This is a genomic window from Armatimonas sp. (genome assembly GCF_043760365.1).
In the GTDB taxonomy this organism is placed as follows: Bacteria; Armatimonadota; Armatimonadia; order Armatimonadales; family Armatimonadaceae; genus Armatimonas.
Window position 1 is genome coordinate 1 of record NZ_JAYUPA010000517.1, and the last position, 13347, is coordinate 13347.

Below are 13347 nucleotides of genomic sequence, written 5' to 3' on the forward strand. Positions count from 1 at the left end.
GCAAAGCTGGTAGAGTTCTTTTTCGCAGTTATGGGCCAAAAAGCGCGCATGGCCTTGCTTGAAAAAGCGCTCCTCCATATCGCCCGCATCGCCGGACTCGGCCTTAGCTTTCTCGGGCTCCCACTGCTGCACCCACTTGCTCCCGCCTACCGAGAGCGCCGTGTCGCCCACGAAGCTCACTCCGTAGACCGGAGCTTGGCCTTTGTACTGCCCAATCTGCCGGTTGTGCCCACTGTAGGTCGTGTAGAGCGTCCCGTCGGCTTCGTAGACTTTTACGGTGTGGTCCCGGCTGGCGGAGGCGACGAACTTGCTATCGCCGCTAAACGCCACCGAGGTCACCCAGTCCGCATGCACACTCATGCTCCAGAGCCGCTCGCCGTCTTTAATGGAGTAGCAGCGCACACTCGCCTCCGCACCGCCCGCCGCGACACGCGTTTCATCGGCGTTGAAGCGCGCCGTGAGCACCAAATCCCCGAATGTATCTAAGACTCGTCGCTTGCCCGTTGCCAGCTCGACGAGCGCCACTTCACCGTACTCTCCTGGAATCCCGCCGCCCACTAAGAGTGTCTTACCCTCGCGGCTAACTTGCAGGCTCTGGATGCGCTGCGGCAAGCCCCCGATGCGGCGCAGTAGCTTGCCCGTTTCTACATCCCAGAGTGTCACTTCATTGTAGCCCCCAACGGCGAGTATTTTTCCGCCCGGCATAAAAGCTAGCGCGAGCACGGGCACCGGCGCTCTATACGCCGTCGGAGCTGCTGGGTGCATCCGTGGCCCGAGAAGCGTTTTCAGCGACGCTGTCTTAGTTGCGCCGTCGAACTTCGCGCCTTCCGTGATCCAGCGCTTCACCAAAGAGAGCTGCCGGGCATCCAAAGCATCGTCTGATTTGGGCATGCGTGTGTCTTCGTCTTTGGTGAGAATGCGCCGGTACAGCTCGGACGCCTCGGGCTTTCCAGGCACGATCATCGCTCTGCCCGACGCGCCGGGTTTGAGAAGCGCGGCGAAGGTGTGCGCCCGCCACTCGCCCAGATTCGTGCGCTCGCCGTGGCAGCCGACGCAGCGTCGCTGGATAATCGGGGCGATCTCTTTGGAGAAGCTCACGGGTTGGGCATGGGCAAGCGCCGGGAGGGCGAGGATAATTCCCATAAGAATCGCCCCGATTGTACTCGCCCCGATGAACCAGGGCGTCTTATTGTCCTCGTGCCTCGGACACGAAGGCCACTTCGGGCCATACCAAATAAACTCCGTATGGGCGGCACGCCCTTGGTGTCGCGTAGCGACAATAAGACGCCCCGGTTTATCGGGGCGAAAAACGTTTTTCATTTTTGAAACAGAAACTCCTGTGTATTGACCACTGTCCAGAGTAAGTCCGTCACGGCAGCGGCTCTGTTTTGTTCGGGGCGCTTGAGAAATGCGCTGGCGATAGTGCGCTCTCTTTCACTAGGAAAGCGGCTCAGAGCTATGAGATAGAGATCCTCAATAAGCTGCGCGTCTGTAAGATTGGCGTAGCGCGCGGCCCCCCTCGCGACACTCTCGTAGGATGTCTTGCCATTGAGCAGCTCCAGCGCTTGCAGAAGTGTCGGGGTCTGGCGGCGCTCGCAGGTGCAGGCTGTCTCCCGCGCGGGCTGACCAAAGGTTTTCGTAAACGCAGTCTGCTCCGGCCACGGGCGCTGCGTGGCGTAGGCAACCCGATCCTCAAGCACTGATATTTGCCGAAGTAGCTCCGTGCGCTTGGAGTCGCCGGCAAGATAGAACGCATGAATCGGCACCGCGTCGCCCGACCGAAGCGCCTCGATCAGCGGGCTGGAGAGATCACCGGTGCTCTCGTTGAGCTTCCAGGAGAAGAAGAGATTATCGCCAGTGAGCCTCAGGGTGATTTTATTCTCGCCGGGAATGAGCTCCAGAGTGATCGGAGAGTCTTTTTTAAGATTGCCGCCGATGGCTTTTCCGTTGAGTTCGAGCTTACCCTGATCGCTGATTTTAAGCCGCACAGAAACAGTCCGCGCCGTGTCGGAGTGGATCGTCCGAGTGAGTGCACGTGTCTGGCGCTCGGTTTCCTCAAAGTGGTACTCCAGGCCCTCGTGAATCTCTGTCCGTGGCATGCCGGAGTCTTGCCAGGTGCTTTGCCAGAGAGGCAGTGTCTTCACGCGCTCGGTATGTGTGGCGAGCCAGCTTGGATACTCGGTCTCTAGCGCGGCGTCTTGCTGAACAAGCTGCATGCCTAGGGCAGCAAGCTGACCAGGCAAAGAGCTTGCCAGAGCGAGCGTGCCGGTTGTGGCCCCGATGGCATCTTGGAGCTGCTCCGCCGTTAAGAGCCGCACTTTGGCGTGGGAGAACAGTGTCTCATCGGCGGCGCTGGGGGCAACGGCCACGCGCTGGTAGGTCTGGCTCTGGCAGATCAGGCGAATCAGTTTTTTGCGGTCGAAGCCAGATTTGACGAACTCTTGAGTGAGCCAGTCGAGAAGCTGCGGGTTGCTCGGCGGGTTCGACGAGCGAAAATCATCCACGGGCTCAACGATGCCCCGCCCTGTTAGCTCCGCCCAGATGCGATTGGCCTCGACGCGGGCAAAAAACGGGTTCTGTGGCGTGGTCAGCCAGCTTGCGAACGCCGTGCGGCGGTCTTCTGTCGGGGAGCTTGTTTTCGCCCAGGGCTCCATATTCTCGCCTGTCGTGGGGTGCTTCACCTCGCCCGTTGTCGCCAGCGTGATCTTGTTCTTCTTCGCCTCCGTGCGTGCAAAAACAGCAGCGATCTTGTAGTAATCGCGCATTGTCCAGTTCTCAAACGGGTGATTATGGCACTTGGCGCACTCAATCCGCGAGCCTAGAAACACCTGCGCCGTGAGCTCGGTGCGCTCCTCAGGGGTCGGGATGGCGAGGAAATAACTCGCCGCGGGCGACTGCTCGGTGCTTCCGGTGGCCGTCAGAATCGCATTGGCGAGCTTGTCGTAGGGGAGGTTCTCTCGTGTGGCATCTACCAGCCAGCGGGAGAAGCGCCCCGCCTGCTCTGGCGTTAAGTGCCGTGGTGAGACGCGCATCAAGTCCGCTTTTTTCAGCGCCCAGAAGCGTGCGAACTCCTCAGAGGCGAGCAGGCCGTCAATGAGCTTGCCGCGCTTACCCGGCACTTTATCGGCGAGAAACGCGCGAGTGAGAGTAATGCTTGGCAGCAGCCCGGTCAGATCCAGCGAGACGCGGCGCAGAAACTCTGTATCCGAGCAGGTTCTCGCAGGTAGGCACTGGAGCTGCTGGAGGCGTGCATTGACGAGCGCATCAATCGGATTGTTCTCGGGCTGCGGCTTCCAGGCAAAGGCTTTTCGCGGCTCAACCACGGTCAAGTCTAGCGCCTGGACTTTATCTAAGTAGCGCACCGACACGGCGGCAAAGCCCCGACTCTTGCCTGTGATCTTACCGTCGGCATCGACGCTGGCGACGCTCGGGTGCGATGTTTCGTAGGTCGCCAGTGCCGTCACATCGCGCTGGGTACCATCGGTAAACTCCGCGATCACGCTGAGCTGCTGGTTCTTATAGGGGGCTTCCAGCACGCGCCGTCCGCCTGGCGTCACTTCGATCTTGATCACACTGGCCTGAGGAATCCCCACTTCCGCGCCCTCCGCAATCCACTGATTCAGGGTCGTGTACCGCGCATCCCCGACCCGGAGCCGCTTGCCCCCGACATGGGGAATCGCGAGTGTCGGCTTCTTGAGAATCAAGCTCTCGGCGGGCTCCAGCGTGTTCACCCGGCGGCTGAAGCCATCACGCGTCAGTGCGATCCGGTCAATCTTGGGCTCGTAGCCAAACAGTGAGAGCGAGAACCCGCCTTTGCCGTGCGGTGAACCATGACACGAGCCGCTCGCACAGCCTTGCTTGGTCAGAATCGGAACCGCTTCAAACGCAAAGCGCACCGGATCGGGCTTCTTCGCGCCGCTCACGGTGACAGGAATGACAAAACGCTTGCCCGCCACGCTCACGGTGATATTCGTCTTGCCATCACCCACAACAGCAATCTTAGACAGCCCGACTAGCCGCGCCACTTTAGGATTCCCTGTAGTTAGTGTGGCCTTCTCCGTCAGGTCGCGCGCCGTACCGCCAAAGAAGCCCGTCACCACCACTTGCCGCGCATCCCGCGCACTCGAAAGGCTCACCGACGGCGGCGTGACAACGATGCGCTCTTGCGCGTGGGCAAGAGTGGGGAGCATGGCTAAACCCGCCAGAACCCACCCGCCTTCGCTCGTTCCTCGCTTCGGCACCCTCCCTCTACGAAGGAGGGGCGGGGAGGGTTTGGTATTGATTTCATGTGGCGATTCAGTTCTCATTTTTACTCCTAAACCCTCCTTTGCAAAAGGGAGGGTGGATGCGAGCCGTGCGAGTACCCGGGTGGGTTCTGCGAGTAGCCGGGTGGGTTCAAAATAGCTCCGGGATGGGCTTGCCCTTGGCGGCGATGGGAACGGGGCGGCCTTGGGGGGTGTAGATTGGCTTGTGGCGATCAATGCCAAGCTTTTCGTAGATCGTGGCGGCGTAGTCTTCCAGCGTGTAGGCCATGGGGCTGGTGATAAAGCCCCCGTCGCGGTCCGTGGAGCCGATGACAGTGCCGCCGGGAACGCCCGCTCCGGCGAAGGCGAAGCTAAAGGCGTGGGTCCAGTGGTCGCGGCCCTGGCGCTCGTTGATGCGCGGCGTGCGCCCGAACTCGGTGACGAAGCAGACCAGCGTCTCGGCGAGTAGGCCACGCTGGTCTAGATCCTCAATCAAGGCCGAGAACGCTTGGTCGGTCGAGCCCATCATCGGCCAGGTATGGATTCCCCAGCGCCCCGCGCCCGCGCCACCACCAGGAATATTATTGGTGTGGGTTTTGGAGTAGATTCCATCGTGGTGATCCCAGTTCATATTGCTGCCCCCGTCGTAGCGCACCTGACTGCCATTGACATAGGAGTTCATTGGCTCGCGGACATCCACGGTCACGTAGCGAACGCCCGCCTCGATCAGCTTTCGGCCCAATAAATAGCACTGCCCCCGGTGCCCGCTGCCGTAGCGCTCGCGCACTTTTGCAGGTTCGTTGCCCAGATCAAAGGCTTTCCGGGTCAGTGGGTTGGTGAGCATATCGGTGGCCTGGTGCATGAGCGCTTGCATCGCCTCAATATCTTTGGGGGCACTGCCGTGCACATAGCCGACATCCAGGGCCGAGAGTAAGTTCTGCCGGTCTTTAAAGCGCCGCTCATCAATCCCGGCCAGGAGCCCTAGATTTGGCACCTGCCATTTTGGGTCGGCGGGGCTGCCGCCGGTTTTAAACGCGGTGTAGCCTGGCGGCATGAACCCAATGCGCGACGCATCCGCTTGCTCGTCGGTGCCGGGCAGGAGAATATGCGAGGGGAGATACGGGGCTTTGGTGCCAAGGCGCTGCGCCACAATCGAGCCGATATCGGGCATCTCCACCGGGCCGCCGGGCGCTTCCCCAGAGTAGATATACTGCGAGCCCTTGGGGTGCGAGTTCCCGATCCCGGGAGTTGGCTGCGTCATGCACCGAACAATGGCGAGCTTGTCCATCAGCTTCGCAGTGTGTGCCAGAAGCTCCGTGACATAGACCCCGTCGGCCTTGGTTTTTATTGTTTTGAAGGGACTACAGTGCTCGGTGGGGGCATCGGGCTTGGGATCCCAGGTGTCTATGTGCGAGACACCGCCCTGCTCGAAGATCACGAGCACTTGCTTGGCCCGTGCTCCTGGCTTTACCTGGCCCAAGCCCGCTCCGCCGATTCCCAGAAAACTTCGCCGTCCCATTGGTATCCTCCACGCTGCCGCGCTACTGGTTGATTTTAAGCTTGTTTACTCCGAGTTTCAATAGCCCCGAATAAAAATCACTGGTATAAAATCGGTATGGCTGCTCAGAAGTTTGCGATCTGCAATGAGACCTTCGCTCCCCTCAACGCTCCTGACCCATGGAGCTGGGCGCACATCTGTGCTTTTCTTGCTAAAACGGGCTACGATGGTGTCGAGCTGGCTCCCTTTACGTTTGCTCCTGATATACGCACTGTCTCGGCGAGCCAGAGAGCCGAGATCAAGCGCATTGCCGCCGACAGTGGCCTTGAGATTGTCGGGCTGCACTGGCTTTTAGTCTCGCCGCCGGGGCTACACTTGCACACGACGGACTCCGTGCTGCGCCAGAAAACGCTGGACTATCTCAAGGCGCTGGTTGATTTTGCGGGTGATGTCGGCGCTCCTGTGCTGGTTCTGGGTTCCCCCAAGGCTCGCACCATCGAGAACGGCGACGAAGCCGGGGCGTGGCAGCGCATGGCGGAGACGCTCGCCGCCCTCACGGAGAGTCTAACGGCTTGTAACGCGGTGCTCTGCCCGGAGGCGCTTCCCGGCCCCGAGGCTGATTTTTTGCTCACACAGGCCGATGCCTGGAAGATGGTTGAGGCGGTGAACCACCCGGCGATTCGGATGATGCTGGACGTAAAAAGTATGTGCTCAGAGGGTTTAGACGCACCCGCCGCGCTCTGTCGCGAGTTTGGCGCACGCACTGTGCATGTCCACGCCAACGACGCCAACCGGCGCGGGCCGGGCTTTGGCGACATTGACTTCAAGCCTCTCGCCGCCGCACTGAAAGAGACGAGTTTCTCTGGCTATGTCTCGACCGAGGTCTTCGACTACAGCCCCGATCCAGAGACTATCGCGCGTGAGAGCCTGCGGTATCTGCGGGAGTGCTGGGGCAGTAAAGAAAAAGACTTGCAAGTATGTTCCAAAAATGGTACGATCAAGATTGGTTTGTGAGGGGAATTTCCTCCATCGTGAAAACTAGCTCATTGCAAATTAGAAAATTCTTATATTAGATTAATTTTATTGCAGGGGCTAGAAGTAAACCAAAAAGGATACGGCGGTATGAAATCAGAAATTATTCTAACTGTTCAGTTTTTTCGAACTGAACAGAGTAATGAGCCGGTTCGTGAGTGGCTCATAGGATTAGATGTTGCGGCACGAAAAGCTATCGGCGCAGATATTAAGACGGTACAGTTCGGGTGGCCGCTTGGAATGCCACTGATTCGGAAAATTGAGACTGATCTCTGGGAGATACGTTGTGATGTGCCTAATGGTATCGCTCGTGTTCTGTTCACTATAGTTGACAGTAGCATGGTCTTGCTACATGGTTTCGTCAAAAAATCTCAAAAGACACCTGCAAACGATCTAAGGGTAGCCCGTCAAAGGCTCTCGAAATTCAAACAAGACGAAGATGAAAAATAAATATATCGGTAGTGATTTTGATGAATTCCTTGCGAATGAGGGACTGCTTGATGAGGCGGCGGCTATTGCCACTAAACGGGTGATTGCTTTCCAAATCCGACAAGAAATGACCCTGCGCCGCTTGAGTAAAACCAAGATGGCGGAGCAGATGCACACAAGCCGCCCTGCCTTGGATCGCTTACTTGACCCGCAAAATAGATCCGTGACTCTGCAAACATTGGATCGGGCTGCTCGGGTGCTGGGGAAGCGGTTGAGGGTGGAACTCGTGGAAGCGTAACGCTACCCAGAAATTCCGCTTCCTAATGCCAACCATCGCCCGTGAGAGCCTGCGGTATCTAAAGACTTGCTGGTAGACGGCGTCCGAAAAAAAGTACCGTCGGCTCTAACTTGCCCAGCTGACCCGGTACAATAGCGGCAAGATGGCGCAGGAGCTGATAGAGAACCAGAGTGCTTGGGAGAAGCTAGGCGGGACAGATGGCGGTGCGCCGGAAGCCTTCGCGGCGCTGGTAGATGCGTTCTACGACGGTGTCGCCGAGGATGCGCTCCTGCGACCGATGTACCCGGCACAGAGCGATCTGAAAGAGGAGCGTGAAAACCTGGCTTTATTTTTAATCCAGTACTTCGGCGGCCCCGCTCTCTATGCCCACAAGCGCGGTCATCCTCGGCTACGAATGCGCCACCAGCCCTTTAAAATTGGCCCTGCAGCGCGGGATGCCTGGCTGAAGCACATGGAGGCCGCGCTTGTGGCGACCCCCGCCGTTGCTCCCGTGACATCTGCACTGAGGGCGTACTTTATCGAAGTGGCGCACTTTCTCCAGAACTCCGACACCGGCTGATAATTTAGAACGGATACTTTACGATTGGGGATATACTGAGCCGTCCCCTCGAATGCCAAAGGTGGCCGGTGGGCGAAAGGTTCCAGGTGAATCCTATGGGCGATAAATCCCCTAAGTCGGTCAACAAGAAGGCCGGGCAGAAGCAAGGCAAGGTAGATGTAGAGAAGCAAAAGCGTGATGCTGCCGACGCTGCTCGACAGACCGCAACTACCCCGACGAAGAAGTGATCTCTCTCAAACGCCCCTTGCGCTACGTGCGTGGGGGGCGTTTTTGCTTTTTTAGGTAGAATGCCTCCATGACTCTGACACTTCTCACCAATCTCTGGGACGACTCTTTTGCAGCAACACTAGACGAGCCCGAGCTACTGCGCTACCGCTCCAACTTACTGGGCTCCGACCCACGCCTCACTAATTTTGGCGGGGGAAACACCAGCGCGAAAATCCCGATGCCCGACCCGGTGACGGGAGAAATGGCGACGGTTCTCTGGGTGAAAGGCTCCGGGGGCGACCTGGGCACCATCAAGCGCGACGGCTTCGCAACGCTCTACCAGGACAAATTGGAGGCGCTGAAGAAGCGCTACCGGGGCAATGCCTTTGAAGACGAGATCGTGGATATCTATCCGCTGTGTGTTTTTGGAACCAATCCGCGTGCGGCTTCGATTGACACGCCGCTCCATGCATTCTTGCCGTTTCGCCACGTGGACCATCTGCACCCGGACTGGGCGATTGCGCTCGCCGCGTCCGCCAACGGCCCCGAGCTGCTCGAAAAACTCCGCGCCGAGACGGGCCTGCATCTGGTCTGGCTTCCCTGGAAGCGCCCCGGCTTCGAGCTGGGCTTGTGGCTGGAGAAAGCCATGGCGCAGAACCCTGATTGTGATGGGATTATTTTAGGCTCGCACGGGATCTTCACTTGGGGCGACGATGCTAAAGCTAGCTATCTCAATACGCTGCGGGTGCTAGATCTGATTGGGCAGTTTGTGCTGAAGCATATCAACGAGGCAACACTCTTTGGCGGGCAAGTCACACAGACACGCACGGATCGGCGTGCGCTAGCACGCTTTGTCCTACCCATACTTCGGGGCCATAATCTTGCCCACTTCTCGGACTCCGATGCTGTACTGCGCTTTGTAAACTCTGCCGATGCGGCGGTGCTAGCGGAGAAAGGCACGAGCTGCCCGGATCACTTTGTGCGCACGAAAGTCAAGCCGCTGTTTGTGAGCTGGGATGCCAAAGAGGGCACGGTAGAAGACTTGAGGAGCGTAGTTATGGCCGCGCTCCCCGGCTACCGCGCGGACTACACCGCCTACTACGAAGCCAATAAAGAGCCCGACTCGCCCGCTCTCAGAAGCGCCGAGCCGAGTGTGGTGCTGATTCCGGGAGTTGGGATGCTCAGCTTTGGCAAGAACAAGCCCGAGGCGCGGATCACCGGCGAGTTCTACACCAACGCCATTCATGTGATGGCAGGCGCGACGAGCATGGGGCCTGGTACGGAAAACTACGTCTCTCTCACGCCGCGCGAGGCGTTTGGGATCGAGTACTGGCTGCTGGAAGAAGCGAAGCTTAGGCGCATGCCGCCAGAGAAAGAGCTGGCGCGGCAGGTGGCAGTGGTGGTGGGAACCGGCAGTGGGATCGGGCGAGCGGTGGTGAATCGGTTGGTCAAAGACGGAGCCTGTGTTGTCTGTGCGGACATCAATCTCGCGCTGGCGCAGGAGACGGCGGCGGCGCATGGCGAGCAGGCGGTGGCTGTGGAGTGCAATATCACCGACAGAGCTTCCGTGCGGGCGGCGATGGACGCGGCGGTGCTGGCTTATGGAGGAATTGACACGCTCGTCGCCGTTGCCGCCGTGATCTTCTCGCCCGACGACACAGGTCGCGTTACTGAGGCGCAGTGGCGCACCACGTTCGATGTCAACACGCTGGGCAGCTACCTCGCCGCCGACGAAGCGATGCAAGTGATGCGCGAGCAGGCAAGGGGCGGGCAAGTGGTGCTGATCTCGTCGGCTAATGGCGTGGTCGCCAAGCAGGGCAGCTTTGCCTACGATGCCAGCAAGGCTGCGCTCAATCATCTCGTGCGGGAACTCGCCGTCGTCGGTGGCCCCAGCGGGATTCGCGTGAATGGCGTCTCCCCCGCGTCGGTGGTCTCCGGGAGCCATCAGTTTCCCCGCGACCGGGTTCTGACCTCGCTTGCCAAGTACGGGATCGCCTTCGAGGAGAGCGAGGAAACTGAGGCACTCCGCGAAAAACTCGCCGGGTTCTATGCCCAGCGCACACTCCTCAAAAAACGCGTCACCCCCGAGGCCGTCGCCGAGGCCGTGTTTCTGCTCGCCTCGCCAAGCCGCCTACCGCTGACCACGGGCCAGTCGCTTCCCATAGATGCGGGCTTGACTGAGGCGTTTCTGCGGTAGGGGGCGATTGGTGGATCGGGACATGTTGTTGGTTCGCCGAGGGCTTCAGAAGCCTGAGCGTTTCAGGTAAACTTCACCTATGCTTCCCTCCCCCATTGGCTATCGTCGCCGTGTGCTGGCCAACGGCTTAGTGGTTCTGACCCATGAGAGCCATAAAAGCCCGACCGTGGCCATTCAGGTCTGGTACAAAGTGGGGGCTAAAGACGACCCCGTGGGCAAGTCCGGGTTTGCGCATCTCTTTGAGCACCTGATGTTCAAGAGAAGCCGTAATATGCCCGATGAGCAGCTCGATAGATTTACCGAGGATGTCGGCGGGGAGAACAATGCCTACACGACGCCGGATGTGACGGTCTACCACGAAGTCGTGCCTTCCAATCACTTAGAGCGCCTTCTCTGGGCAGAGGCCGACCGGATGGCGAGCTTGCAGGTGGACGAGAGTAACTTCTTCTCCGAGCGCGATGTGGTTAAAGAGGAGTACCGGCAGGGTGTGCTTGCCGATCCGTACGGTCGGCTGGACGACGCGCTGGAGGGGCGCTCATGGGCGGCGCATCCCTACAAGCGGCCCGTGATCGGAAATATCGCGGAGCTGGACGCGGCCACTCTGGAGGATGTCCGCGCCTTTCACACCACTTTTTACCGGCCCGACAACGCCGTCTTAGTGGTCGCGGGCGACTTTGACCCGGCGCAGTGTGATGCCTGGGTGGAGCGCTACTTTGGGAAAATCACCCGCCCCGAGAGCGCGATTCCGCGTGTGAGTGTGAAAGAACCCGCCCGAAAAGCGGCGCGGCGGCTGGACATCCACGGCCCCAGTGTGCCCCTGCCCGCCTTTGCCCTTAGTTATTTAGTCCCCGACCAGCGACACAAAGATGCCCCGGCACTCCAGATTCTCGACTCCATTCTTTCCGGCGGTGAGGCGGCGCGTTTTCACCAGAGCCTGATCTACAAACAGCAGCTCGCCTCCGATGCCAGCACCGGCGCCGATCTGCGCACGGATGCGGGAATGTTCACAGTGAAGTGCGTCACGGCGGGCGGCAAGAGCCTAGATGCCTTGCTCAAAGCGACTCTGGCGGAGCTGGAGAAGACTAAACGGCAGCCTGTCAGCGCGGCGGAGCTGTCACGGGTTCGAACACAGCTTCTGGTGGGTGTGCTGAATCAAAAAGAGACCGCCGAGGGGATTTCAGGAGCGCTAGGCAACGCGGAGGTCTTGCTCGGGGGGGCGGAGAAAGTCAACACTCGCCTTGTGGCGCTACTTGCTGTCACGGCGGCAGACATTCAGCGCGTGGCGAAGCTCTACCTGACCGAAGCCAACTCACTTTTGATTCGCTACACCACGGGGCAAGCGCCTCCGGTTCCGATCTCGCCCAAGAAAACAGTTCCGAAAGAGACGGCAGCTCCTCCCGAAGAGCAAGCGCCGGTACCCGCGAGTCCACGTCCGGTACGCCTGCCGAGCTTTACGGATCGGACGCTGGCAAATGGCCTCCGTGTGGTGCATGCCGCGCGGCCTGGATCGGGCTTAGTGACACTGGATCTCGTCGTTCCGGGCGGTGGAGCAGTTGTGGGAGTTCCCAAGGCGGGCTTGGCGACTCTGACGGCGACGCTACTCACGCGGGGGACGAGCACGGGCAAGAGTGCCTCACAGATTGCGGCCCAGGCGGAGTCGCTGGGCGGCTCACTGGGGGCCTCGGCAGACTGGGATAGCCTCTCGGTGGGGATCACGGTTCCGCAGGGCAATGCGCTGGCGGCGCTCTCGCTTCTGGCCGAGGTCGTGCAGAAGCCTGCGTTTGCAAGCGTGGAGGTTGCCCGTGCCCGAGCCGAGGCAATAGACGATGTAACGCAGGCGCTGGAGGAGCCCTCGACTCTGGCGCGGGGGATTGCGCAGCGCTTGTTTTTTGGGCAGAGTGGCTACGGCAGTCGTCTGGGAGGCTTGCCAAGCACTCTGGCAAAACTGACACGTACCGATATCCATACGTACTGGCAGCGGGTCTTCACCCCAAGTCGTGCAACACTGATCGTCACGGGTGATCTGACGGCAGCAGCGGCGCTTGCCCTGGCGCAGAAGCACTTTGGGGGCTGGCAAGCGCGTGTGCTCCCGCTTCCGATCCCTAAAGTTGCCTTCCAGAGTGTGCCCAAAGTGGTGGTGCTCGACAAGCCCGATGCAGGCCAGGCCGCCGTGCTTCTCGCGCTTCCCAGCCTGCGCCGCGACGATGTACGCTATGCGGTAGGTGAGGTCGCCAATGCGATTTTAGGCGGGGGATACTCCTCAAGAGTGAACCGAGCGGTGCGCATCGAGCGGGGGCTCTCCTACGGCGCGGGCAGCGGGCTCGGAGCGCGGCGCTACGCCGGGCTCTTCCAGCTCTCCTGCCAGACTAAGAACGAGTCGGCGGCAGAAGTGGCGACACTCTTTCTCGACGCGCTCAAGACCCTCGCCACGGTTCCGATTGACGACTCTGAGCTTGTGGCGCGTAAGTCCACACTGCTGGGCCCCGCCACCCGCGCGATGGAGACCGGTAGTGGCCTCGCCGGGGCGCTCTCCAGCCACCTCAGCCTCGGTCTGCCCCTGAGTGAGTTCGGCAGCCTCCTGGCCGCGATCCCCACGCTCACGGAGGCGCAAGTGCGCACTTTCGCGGCACAAGCCCTCGCCCCCGATCAAGCGCGATTCGTCATTGTGGGAGATGCTAAGCAGTTTCTCCCCGCACTTCAGAAAGCCTTCGGCCCCGTGACCGTCTGGAAAAAGTGGGGTGGGTGAGCAACAAAAAAGCCCGGCCTTGAGGAGGCCGGGCTTTTTATGCCCAAGGGGGGACTCGAACCCCCACACCTTGCGGCACCAGTACCTGAAACTGGCGTGTCTACCATTTCACCACCTGGGCAGGAAACTAGCGAGAC

General features: G+C 59.9%; 10 protein-coding genes and 1 tRNA gene. 7 read left to right on the plus strand and 4 right to left on the minus strand.

Annotated elements, in window-relative coordinates:
- The 3 genes from ACH2EH_RS12005 to ACH2EH_RS12015 all read right to left on the minus strand — a co-directional run.
- A partial coding sequence (locus ACH2EH_RS12005) for a c-type cytochrome domain-containing protein (RefSeq protein ID WP_395141973.1) occupies positions 1-1320 on the minus strand: 1320 nt, incomplete at its 3' end.
- Positions 1317-4241, minus strand: coding sequence for a DUF1553 domain-containing protein (locus ACH2EH_RS12010; protein ID WP_395141975.1), 2925 nt, complete (start codon positions 4239-4241; stop codon positions 1317-1319). The genes ACH2EH_RS12010 and ACH2EH_RS12005, both read right to left, overlap by 4 nt.
- A gap of 154 nt (positions 4242-4395) precedes the next feature.
- Positions 4396-5763, minus strand: a complete 1368-nt coding sequence (locus tag ACH2EH_RS12015) for a DUF1501 domain-containing protein (protein WP_395141976.1) — start codon at positions 5761-5763, stop codon at positions 4396-4398.
- 96 nt (positions 5764-5859) lie between these two features.
- Between ACH2EH_RS12015 and ACH2EH_RS12020 the strand changes: the two genes are divergently transcribed.
- The 7 genes from ACH2EH_RS12020 to ACH2EH_RS12050 all read left to right on the plus strand — a co-directional run bounded on the left by ACH2EH_RS12020 (position 5860) and on the right by ACH2EH_RS12050 (position 13210).
- Positions 5860-6756, plus strand: a complete 897-nt coding sequence (locus tag ACH2EH_RS12020) for a sugar phosphate isomerase/epimerase family protein (protein ID WP_395141978.1) — start codon at positions 5860-5862, stop codon at positions 6754-6756.
- A 108-nt stretch (positions 6757-6864) separates the two neighbouring features.
- Positions 6865-7224, plus strand: a complete 360-nt coding sequence (locus tag ACH2EH_RS12025) for a type II toxin-antitoxin system RelE/ParE family toxin (protein ID WP_395141980.1) — start codon at positions 6865-6867, stop codon at positions 7222-7224.
- Positions 7214-7501, plus strand: a complete 288-nt coding sequence (locus ACH2EH_RS12030; protein ID WP_395094939.1) for a helix-turn-helix domain-containing protein — start codon at positions 7214-7216, stop codon at positions 7499-7501. Before ACH2EH_RS12025 ends, ACH2EH_RS12030 begins: the two co-directional genes overlap by 11 nt.
- A gap of 142 nt (positions 7502-7643) precedes the next feature.
- Positions 7644-8060, plus strand: coding sequence for a globin (locus ACH2EH_RS12035; RefSeq protein WP_395141981.1), 417 nt, complete (start codon positions 7644-7646; stop codon positions 8058-8060).
- A 95-nt stretch (positions 8061-8155) separates the two neighbouring features.
- Positions 8156-8287, plus strand: a complete 132-nt coding sequence (locus ACH2EH_RS12040) for a hypothetical protein (protein WP_395141983.1) — start codon at positions 8156-8158, stop codon at positions 8285-8287.
- A gap of 68 nt (positions 8288-8355) precedes the next feature.
- Positions 8356-10464, plus strand: coding sequence for a bifunctional rhamnulose-1-phosphate aldolase/short-chain dehydrogenase (locus ACH2EH_RS12045; RefSeq protein ID WP_395141985.1), 2109 nt, complete (start codon positions 8356-8358; stop codon positions 10462-10464).
- Between the two features lie 79 nt (positions 10465-10543).
- Entirely contained in the window at positions 10544-13210 is a 2667-nt protein-coding gene (locus ACH2EH_RS12050; RefSeq protein ID WP_395141987.1) for a M16 family metallopeptidase, read from the plus strand.
- A gap of 40 nt (positions 13211-13250) precedes the next feature.
- On the opposite strand, the gene ACH2EH_RS12055 is transcribed toward ACH2EH_RS12050, so the two are convergent.
- Positions 13251-13331 (minus strand) — tRNA-Leu (locus ACH2EH_RS12055).
- Positions 13332-13347: the final 16 nt, after the last annotated feature.